The organism is Streptomyces sp. LaBMicrA B280 (genome assembly GCF_049222185.1).
Classification (GTDB): domain Bacteria; phylum Actinomycetota; class Actinomycetes; order Streptomycetales; family Streptomycetaceae; genus Streptomyces; species Streptomyces murinus.
The window spans coordinates 172,224-192,319 of sequence record NZ_JBMJCT010000004.1 but is presented as its reverse complement, the minus strand read 5'-3'; the positions used below and the strand labels follow the sequence as shown (position 1 = coordinate 192,319).

Annotated in this window: 16 protein-coding genes, 1 tRNA gene and 1 pseudogene; 2 read left to right on the top strand and 16 right to left on the bottom strand. The window is 72.7% G+C overall.

Going from position 1 to position 20,096, the window contains the following annotated elements; translation table 11 throughout:
• Positions 1–95: 95 nt before the first annotated feature.
• The 5 genes from ACLF5H_RS04385 to ACLF5H_RS04365 form a co-directional block, all read right to left on the bottom strand.
• Entirely contained in the window at positions 96–737 is a 642-nt protein-coding gene (locus ACLF5H_RS04385) for an IclR family transcriptional regulator (protein ID WP_421674731.1), read from the bottom strand.
• 290 nt (positions 738–1,027) lie between these two features.
• Positions 1,028–2,818 (bottom strand): DEAD/DEAH box helicase, encoded by a 1,791-nt coding sequence (locus ACLF5H_RS04380; protein WP_128790254.1) that lies wholly within the window; start codon positions 2,816–2,818, stop codon positions 1,028–1,030.
• Positions 2,819–2,930: 112 nt separating this feature from the next.
• A complete protein-coding gene (locus tag ACLF5H_RS04375; protein WP_421674730.1) occupies positions 2,931–3,380 on the bottom strand; it encodes a type II toxin-antitoxin system death-on-curing family toxin in 450 nt (149 codons plus the stop codon).
• The gene (locus ACLF5H_RS04370; protein WP_421674729.1) at positions 3,377–3,577 is read right to left on the bottom strand and encodes a CopG family ribbon-helix-helix protein; all 201 of its coding nucleotides are present in this window, start codon (positions 3,575–3,577) and stop codon (positions 3,377–3,379) included. Before ACLF5H_RS04370 ends, ACLF5H_RS04375 begins: the two co-directional genes overlap by 4 nt.
• A gap of 42 nt (positions 3,578–3,619) precedes the next feature.
• Positions 3,620–5,071, bottom strand: a complete 1,452-nt coding sequence (locus ACLF5H_RS04365) for an MFS transporter (protein ID WP_421674728.1) — start codon at positions 5,069–5,071, stop codon at positions 3,620–3,622.
• Positions 5,072–5,244: 173 nt separating this feature from the next.
• Between ACLF5H_RS04365 and ACLF5H_RS04360 the strand changes: the two genes are divergently transcribed.
• Positions 5,245–5,319, top strand: a tRNA-Cys gene (locus ACLF5H_RS04360).
• A gap of 125 nt (positions 5,320–5,444) precedes the next feature.
• Here the strand turns inward: ACLF5H_RS04360 and ACLF5H_RS04355 are convergent.
• From ACLF5H_RS04355 to ACLF5H_RS04315, 9 genes and pseudogenes are all read right to left on the bottom strand, one after another.
• Positions 5,445–5,888, bottom strand: coding sequence for a PIN domain-containing protein (locus tag ACLF5H_RS04355; protein WP_393954042.1), 444 nt, complete (start codon positions 5,886–5,888; stop codon positions 5,445–5,447).
• A complete protein-coding gene (locus ACLF5H_RS04350) occupies positions 5,885–6,145 on the bottom strand; it encodes a CopG family transcriptional regulator (protein ID WP_421674727.1) in 261 nt (86 codons plus the stop codon). Before ACLF5H_RS04350 ends, ACLF5H_RS04355 begins: the two co-directional genes overlap by 4 nt.
• A gap of 57 nt (positions 6,146–6,202) precedes the next feature.
• On the bottom strand, positions 6,203–7,363 hold the full coding sequence (locus tag ACLF5H_RS04345; protein WP_421674726.1) for an SUKH-4 family immunity protein: 1,161 nt from the start codon (positions 7,361–7,363) through the stop codon (positions 6,203–6,205).
• 146 nt (positions 7,364–7,509) lie between these two features.
• A complete protein-coding gene (locus ACLF5H_RS04340; RefSeq protein ID WP_421674725.1) occupies positions 7,510–9,813 on the bottom strand; it encodes a xanthine dehydrogenase family protein molybdopterin-binding subunit in 2,304 nt (767 codons plus the stop codon).
• A pseudogene (locus tag ACLF5H_RS04335) lies at positions 9,810–12,060 on the bottom strand (2Fe-2S iron-sulfur cluster-binding protein). The gene ACLF5H_RS04340 and the pseudogene ACLF5H_RS04335 overlap by 4 nt, the downstream one beginning before the upstream one ends.
• Positions 12,057–12,950, bottom strand: coding sequence for an FAD binding domain-containing protein (locus ACLF5H_RS04330; RefSeq protein ID WP_085564975.1), 894 nt, complete (start codon positions 12,948–12,950; stop codon positions 12,057–12,059). The pseudogene ACLF5H_RS04335 and the gene ACLF5H_RS04330 overlap by 4 nt, the downstream one beginning before the upstream one ends.
• 293 nt (positions 12,951–13,243) lie before the next feature.
• Positions 13,244–14,785: a beta-N-acetylhexosaminidase gene (locus ACLF5H_RS04325; RefSeq protein WP_421674724.1), complete on the bottom strand. Its 1,542-nt coding sequence runs from the start codon at positions 14,783–14,785 to the stop codon at positions 13,244–13,246.
• 426 nt (positions 14,786–15,211) lie between these two features.
• A complete protein-coding gene (locus tag ACLF5H_RS04320; protein ID WP_421674723.1) occupies positions 15,212–15,505 on the bottom strand; it encodes a DUF3039 domain-containing protein in 294 nt (97 codons plus the stop codon).
• A gap of 29 nt (positions 15,506–15,534) precedes the next feature.
• Entirely contained in the window at positions 15,535–16,107 is a 573-nt protein-coding gene (locus tag ACLF5H_RS04315) for a YqgE/AlgH family protein (protein ID WP_421674722.1), read from the bottom strand.
• 272 nt (positions 16,108–16,379) lie between these two features.
• Between ACLF5H_RS04315 and murA the strand changes: the two genes are divergently transcribed.
• Complete coding sequence (murA, locus tag ACLF5H_RS04310; RefSeq protein WP_085564978.1) at positions 16,380–17,720, top strand: UDP-N-acetylglucosamine 1-carboxyvinyltransferase; 1,341 nt, start codon at positions 16,380–16,382, stop codon at positions 17,718–17,720.
• Positions 17,721–17,933: 213 nt separating this feature from the next.
• Here the strand turns inward: murA and ACLF5H_RS04305 are convergent, their stop codons facing one another.
• Both ACLF5H_RS04305 and ACLF5H_RS04300 read right to left on the bottom strand, forming a co-directional pair.
• The gene (locus ACLF5H_RS04305; protein WP_014673024.1) at positions 17,934–18,215 is read right to left on the bottom strand and encodes an HU family DNA-binding protein; all 282 of its coding nucleotides are present in this window, start codon (positions 18,213–18,215) and stop codon (positions 17,934–17,936) included.
• Positions 18,216–18,523: 308 nt separating this feature from the next.
• Positions 18,524–19,939, bottom strand: coding sequence for an NAD-dependent malic enzyme (locus ACLF5H_RS04300; protein WP_421674721.1), 1,416 nt, complete (start codon positions 19,937–19,939; stop codon positions 18,524–18,526).
• Positions 19,940–20,096: the final 157 nt, after the last annotated feature.

Sequence of the window (20,096 nt, the reverse complement as noted above, 5' to 3'; positions counted from 1 at the left end):
GCCGTCCGGCGGCTCGGCGGTGACCGGCAGGGGTGCCGGGCGCCGATTTCGGCTCCCGTCGAGCGGGGGCCGGGCGCGCGCCTTCGGGACGCCGGTCAGCGCAACGCCTCCGCCACCTCCCGGGCCGCCTCCACCACCCTCGGTCCCACGCGTTCCGGGACGGAGTCCGCGAGCATGACGACGCCCACGCTGCCCTCCACCCCGGTCACCCCCACCAGCGGCGCGGCCGCTCCGCACGCGCCGGTCTCCAGTTCGCCCCGGGTCAGGGTGTAGGCCGGTTCCGCGGCGGGGGCCCGGCGCGCGGCCAGGATCGCGCGGCCCGCGGCGCCCCGGTCCAGGGGGTGCCGGAAGCCCGCGCGGTACGCCACGTGATAGTCGGTCCAGGTCGGCTCGACCACCGCCACCGCCAGCGCCTCCGTGCCGTCGACCAGCGTGAGATGCGCCGTCGCGCCTATCTCCTCCGCCAGCGACCGCAGCGCGGGCAACGCGGCCTCCCGGACCAGCGGATGCACCTGGCGCCCGAGCCGCAGCACCCCCAGCCCGACGCGGGCCCGGCCGCCCAGATCACGTCGTACCAGAGCGTGCTGCTCCAGCGTGGCGAGCAGCCGGTACACCACGGTCCGGTTCACGCCCAGTTTGTTGGACAGCTCGGTGACGGTGAGGCCGTGGTCGGTGTCGGCGAGCAGCTTGAGGACGCGCAGTCCCCGATCGAGCGTCTGAGAGGTCTCCGCGGTCACGACGCCCACTCCTTCGGCGGTGAGGTCGGCGTACCCCCGAGCGGGAAATGCGTCACCGAGTCCCGTCGGCGACGCGCTCCAGAGGCCGCCGATCGGCAGGACGGCCCGGCGGCTCCGGACCCTGTCGCTTTCACGGCTGCGCTCCGCGGCGGCGCTGCCACGGGGCGTTGCGTAGCGGGACAGTAGCGAAGCGGGTTCGCTGAGCGGAAGTCTTGGTCCAGAATCCGGGCAAGGACGAAGACGAACTGACGGTATACGTCCAGATACGTACGGCAGCGTAACCTGACGCGTCAGCGCATCCGCGTCGCCCACTCCTGCACCTTGGTGATCCGCTGCTTCAGCTGTCCCGCCGTCGCCTCCGCGCTCGGCGGTCCGCCGCACACCCGGCGCAGCTCGGTGTGGATCACCCCGTGCGGCTTGCCGCTCTGGTGGACGTAGGCGCTCACGAGCGTGTTGAGCCGCTTGCGCAGCTCCATCATCTCCTTGTGGGAGACGACGGGGCGCCGCTCGGCGGGCAGTTCGAGCAGATCGGCCTCGGTGTCCGGCTTCTTCTTGCTGTGCGCGATCTGCCGGGCCTGCCGCTTCTGGAGCAGCATCTGCACCTGGTCGGGCTCCAGCAGTCCGGGGATGCCGAGGTAGTCCTGCTCCTCCTCGCTGCCCGGGTGGGCCTGCATGCCGAACTCGGCGCCGTCGAAGAGCACCCGGTCGAAGACGGCCTCGGACTCCAGCGCCTCGAAGGAGAACTGCTCCTGCTCGCCGGTGTCCTCGTCCTGCTCCTTGTTCGCCTCCTCCATCTCCTTCTCGGATTCGGCGTACGGGTCCTCCTCGCCCTCCTTCTTCGGCTTGTCGAGGGCGTGGTCCCGTTCCTTCTCCATCTCGTTGGCGAAGGTGAGCAGGTCGGGCACCGTCGGCAGGAAGACGGAGGCGGTCTCGCCGCGCCGCCGGGAACGCACGAAACGGCCGACGGCCTGCGCGAAGAACAGCGGGGTGGAGATGGTGGTGGCGTACACGCCGACCGCGAGCCGGGGCACGTCGACGCCCTCGGACACCATGCGGACCGCGACCATCCAGCGGTCCTCGCTCGCGCTGAAGTCGTCGATGCGTTTGGAGGCGCCGGTGTCGTCGGACAGGACGACCGTGGCCTTCGTACCGGTGATCTCGCGGATCAGCTTGGCGTAGGCGCGGGCGGAGTCCTGGTCGGAGGCGATGACGAGGGCACCGGCGTCCGGGATGGCCTTCCTGACCTCGGTGAGCCGCTGGTCGGCGGCGCGCAGCACGCTGGGCATCCAGTCGCCGCGCGGGTCGAGCGCGGTGCGCCAGGCCTGGCTGACCGCGTCCTTGGTCATCGGCTCGCCGAGCCGGGCGGCGATCTCGTCACCGGCCTTGGTGCGCCAGCGCATCTGCCCGCTGTAGGAGAGGAAGATGACCGGGCGCACGACGCCGTCGGAGAGCGCGGAGCCGTACCCGTAGGTGTAGTCGGCGGCCGAGCGGCGGATGCCGGCGTTGTCCTCCTCGTACGTCACGAAGGGGATGGGGTTGGTGTCGGAGCGGAACGGCGTACCGGTCAGCGCGAGCCGCCGGGTCGCGGGTTCGAACGCCTCCAGGCACGCCTCGCCCCAGGACTTGGAGTCGCCCGCGTGGTGGATCTCGTCCAGGATCACCAGGGTCTTGCGCTGCTCGGCGCGGTTGCGGTGCAGCATGGGCCGGACGCCGACGCCCGCGTACGTGACGGCGACGCCGTCGTACTCCCGGCCGAGCGGCCCGGCGCTGTACTCCGGGTCGAGCTTGATGCCGACCCGCGCCGCGGCCTCGGCCCACTGCTTCTTCAGGTGCTCGGTGGGCGCGACCACGGTCACCTGCTGCACCACGTGGTGGTGCAGCAGCCACGAGGCCAGCGTCAGCGCGAAGGTGGTCTTGCCGGCGCCGGGTGTGGCGACGGCGAGGAAGTCACGCGGCTGCTCCTGGATGTACTTCTCCATCGCCCCCTGCTGCCAGGCACGCAGCTTGTTGGCGGTGCCCCACGGCGCGCGGCCGGGGAACGCGGGGGAAAGGTGATGCGAGGAAGCGGCGGTGGTAGTCACGGTCTCCGTGGTCAGGTTCAGTCGGCTACGTATGACAACCGGGCCACCCTACCGGCGTCACCCTCCCCTCCCGCCCCGAACGACCCGGGGTCACCGCCGGGTGGGACCCACGTCACAGCCCCCGCAGCCGCCCCGCGATCACACCCACGTCGCTCTGTGTCCCCGCCGCCACATCGATGACCAGCGCGTACGCCGCCTCCTGGTCGACTCCGGCCAGATCGACCCCGTTGAGCGCGAGGAAGGTGGCGGTGGCGAGCCAGGCGGTGCGCTTGTTGCCGTCGACCAGGGGGTGGTTGGCGGCGAGGGCGTGCAGGAGGGCGGCGGCCTGTTCGTACAGGTCGTCGTAGGCGGCCGTGCCGAACATCCGGGCGCGGGGCCGGTGCACGGCGGAGGCGAGCAGCCCCGGCTCCCGCGCCTCGGGCGGCCGGCCGCCGAAGGCGAGCGTGGCGAGGGCGGTGACGTCGGCGACGGTGAGGTGGCGGGTGGGGCGGGTGTCCTGGGCGCCGTGGGTGTCCTGGGTACCGGGGGTGACTCGGGTGCCGTGGATGTCTCGGGTGTTCATTCGCCGAGCCTCCTCAGCAGGTCGGCGTGGGCGCCCGCCAGCCGCTCGGCGGTCTCGCGCACGGCCGTCTCCTCCGTCGCCAGATATCGGCGCACGGCCTCCACCACCGCCTGCTCCGGTGTACGCCCCTGCGCGTCGGCGAGGTCGCGGAGGGCCTGGTGGGTGGCGGGGTCGAGGTGCACGGTCAGTGGGCGCATGACGGCCAGCCTCATCGCCTGGTCAGGGGCCGGACCACGGGATTACGAGCCCGCCGGGGCCGTCCTCGTGGTGGCCGGCCGAGCGCCGCTCCCGCAGCGGGTCGCCACCCACACACCCGCCAGGGCGACCACCGCCATGGCGAAGAAGACGACGGCGAACGCGGCGGGACGGGCGGCGGTGCCGCCGCCGAGGGCCGCGAAGGCGGCGCCCGCGGCGGCGAGGAGGAGGGCGTTGGAGAGGGCGTCGGAGATCTGGAGGGCGGCGGAGTTGGCACCGGCCTCCTCGGGGGCGGACAGGCGCAGCAGCAGGACGCTGGTGGAGGAGATCACCAGGCCCATGCCGAGACAGCCGAAGGCCCAGACGACGGCGACGATCCAGGCCGGTACGGCGGGCAGCAGCACGCTCGGCGCGGTCACCAGCGCGGCGACGACCAGCACCATCCCGGCCGTCATCAGCCGCTCCCGGTACGGCGCGAGGCGCGGCCGGGACTGGAGCCAGGAGCCCAGCGCCCAGGTGCCGCCGCCCGCGGCCAGCGAGAGTCCGGCGAGCGTCGGCGACAGGCCGCGCTGGGTGACCAGCATCAGCGGCACGAAGGACTCGGCGGCGACGAACGATCCGGCGCACACCCCGCGCAGCAGGACGACGGAGGGCAGGCCGCGGGCGGCGCGGTAGGTGCCGCGCGGCAGCAGGCCGAGGACGGCGGGGACCAGCAGGGCGGCGCCGGCCGCGGCGGGGAGCAGGGAGAGGGGGCGCAGGTCCTGGGCGGCGTACTGGACGAGCCCGGCGCCGAGGGCGATACCGAGGGCGAGCCGGATGCGGCGGCGGTCGAGGGGGGCCGCGGCGGCCTCCGCGTCGACCGGTCCCGACGCCCGGCGGCGTATCTGGGGCAGGGCGAGGGCCAGCGGGAACACGACGAGGACCGGGATGCCGAGGAAGACCCAGCGCCAGCCGAGCTGTTCGGTGACGGCGCCGGAGGCGAGGGGGCCGACGATGGACGGCACGACCCAGCCGGCCGCGAACGCCGCCATGATCGCGGGGCGCAGCCGCTCGGGGTAGGCGCGGCCGACGACCACGTAGAGCGCGACGATGACGAGGCCGCCGCCGAGTCCCTGTACGGCGCGCCCGAGGATGAACACCCACATGGTCCCGGCGGTGCCGGCGATCACGAGGCCCGCGGCGAACGCGCCGATGCCGGTGGTCAGCGCGGCGAGCGGGCCGCGGCGGTCGGCCCACTGACCGGCCAGGACCATGCCGAAGAGGCTGGTGGTGAAGAAGCCGGAGAACGCGAAGGCGTAACTCGCCACGCCGTCCAGTTCGCGGGCCGCGACGGGCATGGCGGTGCCGACGGCGGTCGCCTCGAAGGCGATCAGGAACACGACGGACACGATGCCGACGCTCAACGCCCGGTGGGCCCGGCCCAGCACGCCGCCTTCCGGCTCGAAGCCTTCCTCCACCACGACGTCGTCGTCGGCACGGGACCCCAGCACACTCATGCCCGCCAGGGTAAGGCCCACAACCCCCGATGACTCCTGTCGAAGGTCCCCCTCTCCCCTGCGACCTTGGACCTAGGCCCCCTCCCATGAACGCCGTATGGCAGTCACATTGCACCCGCCCCAGACCCCTTGAGCCCCCCTCCGCCCCCGCCATACGGTCGTCCCATCAACACGGCCGTGTGCCCGAGTGGTTCAGGGGCTCGCCTGCAAAGCGAGTTACGCGGGTTCAATTCCCGCCACGGCCTCCAAGCATCACCTGAGCCCGCCCGAGCGGTTCAGGGGCTCGCCTGCACCGCATCCATCAGCGAGCTCCGCTCGCGGGGAGTTACGCGGGTTCAATTCCCGCCACGGCCTCCAAGCGGTGCCGCTCGCCTCAGAGTGGCAGGTCGTCGGGGAGTACCCGGAATGCCTTGTGTCGGCCCAGTGGCCGCACGGCCCGGAAGTCGCGTCGGTCGAGGGTGAGGATCGCATCGGTGTCGTAGTCCGCCGCCAGCGCCATGTTCACCGCGTCGGCGAGGTCGAGGTTCAGGGCGCGGTAGCGGATGCGCAGCATCTGCGCGGCACCTAGATGATCCTCCGTGATTTCCGGAACGACGACCCGGCCGCGGCGCATCCAGCGGCGGATGTCATCGACCGCGCTGAGGGCGGCCTCACGTCCCAGCTCACGCGTGGCGACGTGATCGAGCTCCGCCAGCAGGAGCGGAGATGCGATCAGGAGGCCGGCGGCCATGATCGCCTCGTTCGCCGCTCCGTGATCCGAGTGCGTCGAGTCAAGGGCGGCCAGGAGACCGGACGTATCGGCGATGACGATGATCACGCGGCGGTTCCGGTGTCCGTCTCGCGGCGAACCGCATCCGCGACCGTGTCACGGACCTCCGAGTTGGACAACGTCCGGCCCGCTCCTTCGAAGGTGCGTGAGAACAGCGGCTCGTCCCAGACACGGTTCGCCATCGCCGCGAGGTGAATCCCCTGGCGGATGATCTCGGCCTCGCTTATCCCCCGGCGTTTGGCCGCCTCCTTGATGATCGCCAGATCCTCCGGGTCGGCGTAGACATTGGTGCGCTTCATAGACATGTACCAAGCTTAGTCCATGTACCAAAGCTGCACATACTGCTGGCTCGGCTCTCGTACTCAGAGCACCCCGCCCGCCTCGTCCTGGAAAGTGTCCGTCCAGTAGTGCCACGTCGTGCCCGGGAGGGTGGCGGTGGGGTCGAGGGTGGTCAGGGTGTGGAGCATGGCGGCGGCCAGTTGGTCGTAGGAGGTCGTCGTCAGTTCGTGGGAGAGGTGCTGGTCGATGGTGCGTTCGTGGTGGAGGAGCCAGAGGGTGAACGCGAGGGTGGAGACGTCGGTGTTGAGGGGGTAGAGCGCGGCCTCGGGGGCGGAGAAGGTCAGTACCGCGCCCGTGCGGCCGTCGACGACCAGGCTGTTGTCCTCGACCAGGTGGCCGAGGCGGATCAAGTGGTCGCAGTGGGCCGGGAGTTCGGCCGGAGGGTACTCGGCGCGCTCCTGGGTGAAGTACTCGCGCAGCGTCGGCAGCGGGGCGTCCGGGTCGGTGAAGAAGAGGACCGCCTCCTCGGGCAGCCCGGTCTCGCGCAGGAAGCGGCGGGTCGGCTCATGGGTGAGCGTGGCCGGGAAGTCGACGTCCTCGAAGCGGGCCACCCTGCCGTGCCCGAACTCCTGGTCGAGGACGCGCGCGGGGATGTCCAGGGTGAGCCCGGACACCGTGCCGGGGCCCGCGGCGAGCGCGAGCGGGCGGATCAGGGCCGCCGCCTTCCAGTACGGCGGCACCCGGCCGTCCGTGCCCTCCTCGAAGAGGGCGAGCAGCCGGCGGGACGCCTCGGCGACCGTCCGCGGGCCGTACTGCCCGGCCAGTGAGGCGAACCGGCCGCGCAGGCCCGCCAGTTCCTCGGTGACCGCGGCGAAGCGCAGCAGCGTGGCCAGGGACGGGGCGAAGGGGCGCCATTCGGCGGGGTCCCGCAGATACGCCGTGGTGATCTCGCCCGTGTCGCCGTCGAGCAGGATCGACTCCCGCTCCATCCCGGCCGGATTGAGCAGCTCGCCTATCACCAGGCGGTCCCGCAGCTCCTCCGCCAGATGGAAGGGGCCGTCCGCCGCGTCCGCGAGGGTGCGCAGTCCGTGGGCGCGCAGGGGCGAGAAGGTCAGCACATCGGTGACGGCGGGCAGCCCGGGGCCCGCGAGCAGGCCCCGCGTCGCGGCATGCGTGACATGGCGGTCCAGCTCGGCCTCGGTCAGCGTGATCGCCGCTGTCCCGGCATCCGTCGTCGTACCCATCGCTCCCCCGCGGTCTGGCCCGTGCGTGAAAAGTACGGGCGCCCGCCACGCGGCTCCCCCACCGCTGAGCACACTACGCGGCCCCACTGACAACGCCCCCGCGGTGGAAAGACGCCGGGCGGCCCCGACACGTTGCGCGGCGCCGGTCAGCGGTCGGTGACCACGGCCGCCTGGGGGCGGATCGGGAGCCGGTTGACCGGGCGCCCGGTGGCCGCGCGGACGGCGGAGGCGATGGCCGCCGGGGACGTCACCACCGGCACCGCGCTGACCGACTTGGCGCCGAACGGCGCGACCACGTCCCGCTCCTCCACCAGCTTGACGATCCGGATGTCCGGCACGTCCAGGGCGGTCGGCAGGGCGTACCCGGTCAGATCGGGGTGCCGGATCAGCCCGCGCGGGGTGCGCAGGTTCTCGGTGAGCGCGATGCCCACACCCTGCGTGACGCCCGCCTCGATCCGGGCCGCCAGCTGGGCGGGGTTGAGCACCCGGCCCACGTCCTGGGCGACGGCCAGCTCCACCACCCGCACCGAGCCCAGCTCGATGTCCACGTCCACCACCGCGCGGATCGCGCAGAACGCGAGGCCCACGAACGCGTCGCCCTGCCCGGCCGCGTCCAGCGGCTCGGTGGGGTGCGGGCGGCACTGCGCGGTGGCCCACAGCTCCTTGCCGTCCAGCGCCTCGGTGACGGTGGTCGAGAGCACCCCGTCGTACGAGGTGATCTTGCCGTCGTCGATCTGGAGCAGCTCCGTCGACATGCCGAACTTGTGGGCCAGCGGCTGGAGAAGCTGGGTGCGGACCATCTTCGCGGCCCGCTCCACCGCGCCGCCCGACACCCAGGTGTGCCGGCCCCGGCTGCCCGGTCCGGACGGCGGCTGGTCGGTGTCGACCGGGGCGACCCGGACCTCCTCGATGCCCAGGGTCTCCTGGACGATCTGCCGGGCCAGCGTGGTGAATCCCTGGCCTGCCTCCACGGCCGCGCACAGCACGGTCGCGATGCCGTCGTGGACCTTGACCGTCGCCGTGGACACCTCGTCGGCGCCCTCCCCGCCGAGCATGTGCACCATGCCGAGGCCGTAGCCGACGCCCCGGCGCACCGCGCCCGGCTCCCCCGCGCCCTCGGGTCCGCCGGGCAGCAGCCAGTCCTCCTCGGGGGTGTCCTTGGGCAGCTCCGGAAGCGGGAAGTCCCGTACGGCCTGGAGGAGTTCGGCGACCGGGGCCGGGCAGGTCACGGTCTGGCCGATGGGCAGCACATCGCCGGTCGCGAGCGCGTTGCGCAGCCGCAGTTCGGCCGGGTCCACATCCAACTTGCGGGCCAGCTTGTCCATTTGGGCCTCGTACGCGGCGCACACCTGCATCGCGCCCTCGCCGCGCACATGGCCGGAGGGCGGGTTGTTGGTGCGTACGGCCCAGCCCTCGATGAAGGCGTTCGGCACGACGTACGGCCCGCACGCGAAGGAGACGGCGGCCGCCAGCGCCTCCGCGGAGGTGTCGGCGTACGCGCCCGCGTCCAGGAGGATCTGCGCCTCCACCTTCACCAGGTTGCCCTCGGCGTCCGCGTGATGGCGGTAGCGCAGCAGGGTGGGGTGGCGGTGGGCGTGGCCGAGGAAGGACTCCTCGCGGCTCGCGGTGAGCTTCACCGGCAGGCCGGTGCGCAACGCCAGCAGGCCGAGCGGGAGTTGGAAGCTGCCGTCCTCGCGGTCGGCGGTGGCGCCGGGCACCCCGGTGACCACGATCTTCACCCGATCCGGGGACAGCCCGAAGCAGGCGGCGGCGGTGTCGCGGTCGTGGTGCGGGTCGGTGGAGGCCAGGTACAGCTCCACCCCGCCGTCGGGGCGGGGCACCGCGAGACCGGCCTCGGCGCCGATCGGGGCCGGGTCCTGGCGGCCGATCCGGTACAGCCCCTCGACCACGACCTCCCCGGCCGCGTCCGGGTCGCCGTGGCGCAGCGGGATGTGCCGGATCAAGTTGCCGTCGGGGTGCAGGGGTTCGGCCTCGAACGCCTGCTCGGGGTCGGTCACCGGGTCGAGGATCTCGTACTCGACGATGATCGCGGCGGCGGCGATCCGCGCGGTGTCCGGGTGGTCGGCGGCGACGGCGGCGATGGGCTCGCCGTGGTGCCGTACGACCTCGGCGGCGAACACCGGCCGGTCGGGGGTGCCCCGGCCGTGGCGGGGGGCGCCCGGCACGTCCTCGTGGGTGATGACGGCGCGCACGCCGGGCATCTCGCGGGCGTGGGAGGTGTCGATGGACACGATCCGGGCGTGCGCGTGCGGGGAGCGCAGGACGGCCGCCCAGAGCAGCCCCTCGGCCCACAGGTCGGCGGCGTACGGGAAGGTGCCCTCGGTCTTGGCGCGGGCGTCCGCGTGCGGCAGCGAGACGCCGAGGCCGTGCAGTACCTGCTCGGGCTCGGGGGCGGGTTCCGCGGTGGCGGTGGCGGCTTCGTCGCTCACGCCTGGCCTCCGTCCTGGCCGTAGTGCTGGTCGTACGGGCCGGGCGTGTCGCCGTAGCCGTCCGGGGTGGGTGGCGGCGTGTCGAAGACGCCCGGGGCCTCGAACACCGACGGGCCCGCGCTGCCGGAGCCGGGGCCCGCCTGGTGCGGTACGCGCGCGTCGTCGGCGTCCGCGGCCGCCTCCTGCTCGGGGGCGTGCGCGCTCTCGCGTTCGGCGACGACCTCCTGGACGGCCTGGACGACGCCCCGGTAGCCGGAGCAGCGGCACAGGTTGCCGCACAGGGCCTGCCGGGTCTCCAGTTCGGTCGGCGCGGGGTTGCCCTCCAGCAGGTCGTGCACGGTCATCGCCATGCCGGGCACGCAGAAGCCGCACTGCACGGCGCCGCACCTGGCCAGCGCCCGCTGCACGTCCGAGGGGTGCCCGTCCTGGGCCAGCCCCTCCACGGTGCGCACCTCGGTACCGGCCGCGGTGACGGCGGGCACCAGGCAGGAGGCCACGAGCCGCCCGTCGACCTGCACGTTGCAGGCCCCGCACTCGCCCTGCGAGCAGCCGTCCTTCGCCCCGGCGAGGCCGAGCCGCTCGCGCAGCACGTAGAGCAGCGACTCCCCGATCCAGGCGTCGGTGACGGGCCGGTCGGCGCCGTTGACCCGCAGGACGTAGGAGGCGAGGGGGTGGTCGTCGTGGGGCGGGAGGGGGGCCGGTTCCGGCTCCTCCGGTGCCTCGGCGGCTTCGGACGCCCCGGCCTGCCCGGGCTCGGCGTCGGCGTGTTCGGCCGCCTCCGGCGCGGGGGTCGGCGTGTCGCCGTCGTGCGCCGGAGCGGGCTCCGTGGGTACGGCGGGCGCGGGCACGGGCGTGTCGGACCGCTGCCCGGGAACACCGGGCACGGCCGCGCCGGACCGCTGTTCGGGTACGACGGGTACGGCGGGTACGGCCGGGTCGCCGGTGGGCGCCGGGGTGCCGTGCGGCGGCGTGGCGGCCGGGTCGGGCGCCGTCTCCGGCGTTCCGATCTGGCGCCCTGCGCGTGCCCGGCGGGGTCGTACCCGCCCTGCGCCTCCACGCCCCGCGCGTGCCCGGCGGCGTCGTACGCGCCCGGCGCCACCGCGGGCTCCCCGGCGCCACCCTGCTCGTACGCCTCGTGCCCCAGCGTGTCCTGGCCGTACGCGCCCGGCGCGGAACCGTTCTGCTCCGGCGCGCGGCCGGTCTGCTCGTGGGCGCCCGGGACGGGACCGGTCTGCCCATGGGCGGCAGGCCCGTACGCGGCGCCCGGCTGCTCCCGCACGGCGTGTTCCTGACCCGCGTGGGCGGCCTGCTCGGGCCCCGTGTGCTCGTACTCGCCCTGCCCGGCCCCGGGCTGCTCGTACGCGGGCTGTGCGGCCCCCGACTGCTCGTACGCGGCCTGGGCGCGGGCCTGGCGGCGCGCCCGCGCGCTGCCGACCCCTTGCGCCGTGCTCTGCGCGCGCGCCCGCGCGCTGCCGACCCCTTGCGCCGTGCTCTGCGCGCGCCCGGCGCGGAACTCGCCGGTCCCGGGGTCGTACGCCTCGGCGTGGCCGCCGGTCTCGGGACCGAACGCCTCGCCCTCGACGGGCGCTCCGGCCTCGCCGCCGTACGTCTCGTGTCCGTACGCCTCGCCGGATCCGTACGTGTCCGGGCCCTGCGCGGCCTCTTGCCGGTCGCCCCACGGCTGGCCCGCGTTGGTGGCCCAGGGTGCGGGCGCGCCGCCCGGGAGCGTGGCGGGCGGGGTGCCGCCCCACTGCTCCACCAGGGACGACGTGGTGAACTCGCCCGATTCGTCCGGAAGTTCCCCACCGGCGACCGGGATGGACCACTGCCCGGTGACGTCATGGCCGGGCGCGGCGGGCGCCGGGGGCTCCTCGAAGTTCCAGTGCTGGGTGGCCGCGGGGTCGTACGTGAAGCGGTCGCCGCCCTGCGTCGCCCCCTGCCCGGTGTCCGGGTCGGGCCACTGGCCGCCGCCCTGGCCGCCGTTCGGGTCGGGCCACTGGGCGGCGCCGCGCCCTCCGGCGCGGGCCAGCCGCCCTGGCCGCCCTCGGCCGGGGCCCCCGGGATGCGCGGCGGCACATAGCCGTGGCCCGGCGCGGCCAGCGGGCTGTTGCCGGACAGCAGGGCGTCTATGCCGCCCTCGGGGAGCTTGACGAAGGCGGTGGCGCCGTCGTCGTAGTCGCCCTGGGGCAGCGGGTTCCAGCGGCCGCCGCCCTCGGGCGTGCCCTCTCCGTGCCGGTCGTCGGTCACGACAGCGCCCTCCCCAGTGCTCGTCGGGCCAGCGCGGCGACGGTGCGCCGCAGGTGCAGTACGGCGGGCGGCAGCGACGGCACCGTGCCGTCCGCCTCCGGCGCCGGGTCGGGGATGCAGGCCGCGGCGACGTACTCGCCGAAGGCGCTGAGCGCCTCGGGGACGAGCGCGCGGTCGTTGTCCCAGTCGATGAGCTGCGCGACCCACTGCTCGGCCTCCAGCGGCCGCAGCGGCATCGGCGCGATGGCCCCGACCGCGCAGCGCACCCCGCGCCGGGCGGGGTCGAGGACGAGGGCCACGGAGGCCAGCGCGCGGCCGGGTCCGGTGCGCCCGGTCGCCTTCAGGAAGACCTGCGGGGCGTGCAGCAGCGGCACCCGCACGAAGCCGATGAGTTCACCGGCGCCCAGCATCTCCACGCCCGCCAGCAGGTGCGAGACCGGGACCTCCCGGCGCGCCCCGCCCGGTCCCGCGACGATCAGCGTCGCCTCCAGCGCGGCGAGCACCGGCAGCGCGTCGCCGGTGGGCGCGGCGGAGGCGATGTTGCCGCCCAGGGTGCCCGCGTTGCGGATGTGCGGCGGGCCCGCGGCGCGCGCGGCGGCGGCGAGCGCCGGGATCAGGGCCGCGAAGTCGGGGCGGCCCATGCGCGCGAGGGTGAGCCCGGCGCCGAGCAGCGCGTGGCCGTCCTGGTACTGCCAGCCGCGGATCTCGCTGATCCGGCCGAGCCCGACCAGGGCGGCGGGCCGCAGCTGCCCGGAGTTGACGGCGGCCATCAGGTCGGTGCCGCCCGCGACCGGGACCGCGGTGGGCATCGCGGCGAGTGCCGCCACCGCCTCGTCCAGCGTCGTGGGCAGCGTGACGGCCTGCCCCGCCTGCGGTGCGTGCGTGGTCAACCCGGCTGCCCCTTCCCGCTGCCCCACCTGGTCCCGCCTGTTGCGCCGTACGGTACGTGCTGACAGGGCGGACGTGGCAACTCTGGCACATCTTCGCAGGGCTCGAACGCGGGGGTCCGCTAGGAGGCATTCGCCCACCCCACCGAGGAGATGGTCTGGTTTCGCACCGCTTCACCGGTGCGCGCGAATTGCCACTCTTCGGTGAAACTGACGGGGTTTTTCCGCTATCTGTTCCATCCGCGTTGCGCGACCCGCCCGTTGGGGTACACCCGGCGGGTTCCGGCCGTTCGGGATCACCTGTTGGGCGGCGGTCCGTCGAGCGGGCGGCCCAGCACACCGGGTCGGCGCTGCCACGGCCGGGGTCCGCCCGGCGGCCGGTAGTCGACGCCCAGGGCGTCAAGTCGCCGGTAGTGCGCGGTCATCCGGCGTTCGAAGTCCGCGAAGTCCCGCTCCGGGGGCGCGGGCAGCCGGCTCCAGGCGACCTCCGCGAACGCGACGAGCCGGGGAAACGCCTGGTAGTCCACGCGCCGGGCGTCCTCCAGGGCCTCGGTCCACACATTGGCCTGGGTGCCGAGCACATGGCGCGCCTCGGCCTCGGTGAGCGCGGCGGGAACGGGTTCGAACCGGTAGACGTCCTCCAGGGTGCGTACGAAGCCGATCGGCACGGGTTCCTCGTCGCCGGGGGCCTGCCGGTGGTCCAGGTAGACGTACTGCTCGGGGCACATGACGACGTCGTGTCCGGCGCGCGCCGCGGTGACCCCGCCCTCGTAGCCGCGCCAGGAGGAGACCGCGGCGCCCGGGGCGAGTCCGCCCTGGAGGATCTCGTCCCAGCCGATCAGCCGGCGTCCGCGCGCCCCGAGCCAGGTGTCGAAATGCCGTACGAACCACGACTGGAGCTGGTCCTCGTCGGCGAGACCGAGATCGGCGATGCGCTCCTGGGCGGCCGACGACTTCTGCCACTGGTCCTTCGGGCATTCGTCACCACCGATGTGGATGAACCGTGACGGGAACATCTCCAGGACCTCCTCGAACACCCCTTCGTAAAACCGGAGGGTGTTGTCGGTGGGGGCCAGTACGTTGGAGTTGATCCCCCAGGTGTCCCAGACGGAGAGCGCGGAGGTGTCGATGACGTCGGTGTTGCCGAGTTCCGGATACGCGGCGACGGCCGCCTGCGAATGCCCCGGCACATCGATTTCCGGCACGACGGTGATATGCCGCTCGGCCGCGTAGGCGACGATTTCCCGGATGTCGTCCTGGGTGTAGTAACCCCCGTGCGGCTTGTCCTCCCACAGCGGTGAGGCCCGGTGACCGAATTTCGTCCGCGCCCGCCAGGAGCCGGTCTCGGTCAGTTCCGGATACCGCCTGATCTCGATCCGCCAGCCCTGGTCGTCCGTCAGATGCAGATGCAGCACATTGAGTTTGTGCGCGGCCATCAGATCGAGATAGCGCAGCACCCCGTCCTTGGGCATGAAGTGCCGGGCCACGTCGAGCAGCAGCCCGCGCCAGCCGAACCGGGGGCTGTCGTGCACGGTGAGCGCGGGGAATTCCCAGGTGGCGCGGCCGCTGACGGGAGCCCGCCGGAAGGCCTCGGGTCCGAGCAGCTGCCGGAAGGTGCCCGCGGCCCAGAACAGCCCGGCCTCACTCGCCCCGTCCAGGGTGACCACCCTGTTTTCGGCGGTCAACCGGTACGACTCCGGGCCGCCGAGTTCGTCGGCGAGCGCGGGCACGATCCGCAGCCGTACCCGGCCGTCCTGTATACGGCTTTCACCCTCGCGGTACGGCGCGAAGGGCAGCCCCGTCGCCGCGCCGACCGTCGACCGCAGCCAGCGGGCCACCCGTTCGGTGCCCTCGGCGGCCTCGATCCCGGTGTCCGCGTCGACCGCGCAGCACGGCCGGGGTCCAGCGGGCGATGCCGTACTCCTGGGTGCCCGGGTCGGCGAGGTCCGCGTCGAAACCGCTCTCGGCCCTCAGCATGGCCGCGACGCGCCGCCCGGCACCGAGACCCGGCCCGGGGGAGGGGGGAGGGGCAACTCCCCAGCCGTTGCCGCTTCCCCCCCCCCCCCTTCCCCCCCACTGGCTCCACGCCCCGTGTTGCACCCCGTGCAACAGCCGTTTCGCTCTGCACAACCAGTCGATCGGCAGGAAGGCTAGGACCCCCGGAACCGGCCCACAAGAGGTCTCGACCAATCGGGTATGCAAAGGGCCCCGGCGCACACCGAAGCGCGCCGGGGCCCTCGCGGGTCACAACGGGAGGCGGGGCCTTACTTGCCCTTGCCCTTGTCGCCGCCCTTGTCCTTGTCGCCACCGGCGCCCATGGACTCGTAGATCTCCTTGCACATGGGGCACACGGGGTACTTCTTCGGGTCGCGGCCCGGCACCCAGACCTTGCCGCACAGCGCCACGACGGGGGTGCCGTCGAGGGCGCTCGCCATGATCTTGTCCTTCTGGACGTAGTGGGCGTAGCGCTCGTGGTCGCCGTCGCCGTGGGACACCTGCGGCGTCGGCTCTACGAGGGTCCCCGTACCAGTCCCGCGCTCGGGCTCAAGAGTGCTCATATTGCCCAGGGTACTGAAGCGTCCGGGCATCAGTTGAGCGAAGGGTCGTCCGGATACGTGGCCACCATCGCCAGCTCGCTGCGCTGGCGGCGCAGCACCTCCCGCCACAGCCGTTCGGGCTCCGGCGAGGACACGTCGCCGGGCTCGGACTCCACCACGTACCAGGCGCCCTCGGCCAGTTCCTCCTCCAGCTGGCCGGGCCCCCAGCCGGCGTATCCGGCGAAGATCCGCAGCGAGCCGACGGCCGGGGCGAGCAGCTCGGGCGGCGCCTCCAGGTCGACCAGGCCGATCGCGCCGTGCACCCGCCGCCAGCCCAGCGGGGCCTCTTCTCCGTTCGCCCCGCCCGGTATGACCGCCACGCCGAGCGCGGAGTCCAGCGAGACCGGTCCGCCCTGGAAGACGACGCCGGGCTCGCCGGTCAGCTCGGCCCAGCCCTCCAGGATGTCGCCGACACCCACCGGGGTGGGGCGGTTGAGGACGACGCCGAGGGAACCCTCCTCGTCGTGGTCGAGGAGGAGCACCACCGCGCGGTCGAAGTTCGGGTCCGCCAGGGCGGGGGTGGCCACGAGCAACCGCCCTGTGAGCGAGGACACCTCGGTCATGCCAGACATGATCCCGCATCTTCCCCCGGAGTGGGGAGCCAATCGGAGTGCCCGGGTGAACGCAGCTCAGGGTGCGTGGAAGCAGGCCCGGCGCACGCTCACGGTCGGTGACCCCGTGTGTCCGATTGCAAACGGTTCGTGTTGTGACACACCCATGACGCGACAGGGCGGTGCGTGGACTTACGGACGGGGGGTGATCGGCGATTACCCTGTCCCACGGCCCGCCCGTGATCGGCGGCCCCCCATGCCCATCTGATCGGAACGCGAGATTCATGACCGTCAACGACGATGTCCTGCTTGTCCACGGCGGAAACCCGCTTGAGGGTGAGATCCGTGTCCGCGGTGCGAAGAACCTCGTGCCGAAGGCCATGGTCGCCGCGCTGCTCGGCAGCGCGCCGAGCCGGCTGCGCAATGTTCCGGACATCCGTGACGTGCGCGTCGTACGCGGGCTGCTCCAGCTGCACGGGGTGACGGTCCGTCCGGGTGAGGAGCCCGGCGAGCTGGTGCTCGACCCGACGCGCGTCGAGAGCGCCAACGTGGCCGACATCGACGCCCACGCCGGCTCCAGCCGGATCCCGATCCTGTTCTGCGGCCCGCTGCTGCACCGGCTCGGGCACGCGTTCATCCCCGGCCTCGGCGGCTGCGACATCGGCGGCCGGCCCATCGACTTCCACTTCGACGTGCTGCGGCAGTTCGGCGCGACCATCGAGAAGCGCGCGGACGGGCAGTACCTGGAGGCGCCGAAGGGCCTGCGCGGTACGAAGATCACGCTGCCGTACCCGTCGGTGGGCGCGACCGAGCAGGTGCTGCTGACGGCCGTACTGGCCGAGGGCGTCACGGAGCTGTCCAACGCGGCCGTCGAGCCGGAGATCGAGGACCTCATCTGCGTGCTGCAGAAGATGGGCGCGATCATCGCGATGGACACCGACCGGACCATCCGCATCACCGGTGTGGACCAGCTCGGCGGCTACACCCACCGGGCCCTGTCGGACCGCCTGGAGGCCGCGTCCTGGGCCTCGGCGGCGCTGGCGACCAGCGGCAACATCTACGTCCGCGGCGCCCAGCAGCGCTCGATGATGACGTTCCTGAACACCTACCGCAAGGTCGGCGGCGCCTTCGAGATCGACGACGAGGGCATCCGCTTCTGGCACCCGGGCGGCCAGCTGAAGTCCATCGCCCTGGAAACGGACGTGCACCCCGGTTTCCAGACCGACTGGCAGCAGCCGCTGGTGGTGGCGCTCACCCAGGCCACGGGCCTGTCGATCATCCACGAGACAGTCTACGAGTCCCGGCTGGGCTTCACCTCGGCGCTCAACCAGATGGGTGCGCACATCCAGCTCTACCGCGAGTGCCTGGGCGGCTCCGACTGCCGCTTCGGCCAGCGCAACTTCCTGCACTCCGCGGTCGTCTCGGGCCCGACCCGGCTGCAGGGCGCCGACCTGGTCATCCCCGACCTGCGCGGCGGCTTCTCCTACCTGATCGCGGCCCTCGCCGCCGAGGGCACCTCCCGGGTCCACGGCATCGAGCTGATCAACCGCGGCTACGAGAACTTCATGGAGAAGCTCGTGGAGCTGGGCGCCAAGGTCGAACTCCCGGGCAAGGCCCTCGGCTGACCCCGAGCAAACAAGCAAACAGGGCGGTCCCCCTCCGTGGAGGGGGACCGCCCTGTTTTCACGCCTTCAGCTGACATGCCCCGAAAGGGGCACGGGGCTGTACTCGATCTGCGGCTCCACCGCGCGGGCGCGACCAGCCACAGCGGCTCCGCGGCCGCGGCACGGCGCTGGAGCGCAACGGCGCTTCAGTGAACGGCGTTGCAAGCGCAGCGCTTACTTGCCCTTGGCCGCTTCCTTGAGCTTGGAGCCCGCGGTGACCTTCACGCTGAACCCGGCGGGGATGTTGATCGGCTCGCCGGTCTGCGGGTTGCGCGCGGTACGAGCGGCACGGTGGGTGCGCTCGAAGGTCAGGAAGCCGGGGATGGTGACCTTCTCGTCGCCCTTGGCGACGATCTCGCCGACGGTCTCGGCGAACGCGGCCAGCACGGCGTCGGCGTCCTTGCGGGTCACCTCGGCACGGTCGGCCAGCGCGGCCACCAGCTCACTGCGGTTCATGTTGTTACTCCCGTGTTTTCTTGCCGTTGGGGTGTGCCACGCGGCGGTTATGCCCGCGGCACTGCGATGCCGATGCGCTCGCGCCCAGGGACGCATCCTGCCCCTACCTGCGGCGGGAAAGCCAATCCGGCACCCGTAGGAGTCGTGAGAACACCCTGGGGAGTCACACGAAAAGCGCCTGATCGGCGTCACCCTAGAGTGCACCCGGCGTCAGGTGGTTCCACGACGCGCCGGTGCGGGGGCCAGCGTGGTGATCCTCACAGCCCCCGGCACCGTACGACACGCCGTGGTCGGGCGATCCGCCCTGGTCAGACCGTTGCGCCGACCGCCTTGGCGGCCTCGCGGACCGCACCGGCGACGGCGCCCGCGACCTTGTCGTTGAAGACGCTCGGAATGATGTAGTTGGGGTTCAGCTCGTCCTCGCTGACCACATCGGCGAGTGCCTTCGCGGCGGCGAGCATCATCTCAGTGTTGACGGTACGGGACTGCGCGTCCAACAGCCCGCGGAAGACACCCGGGAAGACCAGCACATTGTTGATCTGATTGGGGAAGTCCGAGCGGCCGGTGGCCACCACCGCGGCCGTCTGGCGGGCGATCGCCGGGTCGACCTCGGGGTCCGGGTTCGCGAGCGCGAACACGATCGCGCCGTCCGCCATGGTGGCCACGTCGTCGCCGTCCAGGACGTTCGGGGCCGAGACGCCGATGAAGACGTCCGCGCCGCGCACGGCCTCCTTCAGGGTGCCGGTGAGGCCCTCCGGGTTGGTGTTGTCGGCGATCCAGCGCAGCGGCGAGTCGGCCGGGGCGTTCACCAGGTCCTCGCGGCCCGCGTGCACCACGCCGTGGATGTCGGCGACGACGGCGTTCTTGGCGCCCGCCGCGAGCAGCAGCTTGAGGATGGCCGTACCGGCCGCGCCGGCGCCGGACATCACGATCCGGATGTTCTCGATCGCCTTGCCCGTGACGCGCAGCGCGTTGGTCAGCGAGGCGAGCACCACGATGGCGGTGCCGTGCTGGTCGTCGTGGAAGACCGGGATGTCCAGGGCCTCGCGCAGCCGGGCCTCGATCTCGAAGCAGCGGGGCGCGGAGATGTCCTCCAGGTTGATGCCCGCGAAGCCGGGGGCGATCGCCTTGACGATCTCCACGATCGCGTCGGTGTCCTGGGTGTCCAGGCACAGCGGCCAGGCGTCGATACCGGCGAAGCGCTTGAAGAGGGCCGCCTTGCCCTCCATCACGGGCAGCGCGGCCTTGGGGCCGATGTTGCCGAGGCCGAGCACCGCGGAGCCGTCCGTCACGACCGCGACCGAGTTGCGCTTGATGGTGAGCCGACGGGCGTCCTCGGGGTTCTCGGCGATCGCCATGCAGACGCGGGCCACACCCGGCGTGTAGACCATGGAGAGGTCGTCACGGTTGCGGATGGGGTGCTTGGACTGCATCTCGATCTTGCCGCCGAGGTGCATCAGGAACGTACGGTCGGAGACCTTGCCGAGGGTGACGCCCTCGATCCCGCGCAGCTTCTCGACGATCTCCTCGGCATGGGCCGTGGAGGTGGCCGCGATGGTGACGTCGATACGGAGCTTCTCGTGCCCGGACGCGGTGACGTCGAGGCCGGTCACCGAGCCTCCGGAGGACTCCACGGCGTTGGTGAGCTGCGAGACGGCGGTTCCGCTCGCGGGCACCTCCAGCCGGATGGTCATCGAGTAGGAGACGCTGGGCGCCGTTGCCATGGCCGACTTCCTCTGCTTTCACCGTGTCGCTAAGTTGTGCCGTCCGATCGTCGCACCTACCGATCAGTACGTGGTAGTCGCCCTCGGTTGCGGACGTTTTGTTCATGGGTGACTACCGAGTGGTGCGTGTTTTCGGAAAACGACTTCCACCATACGA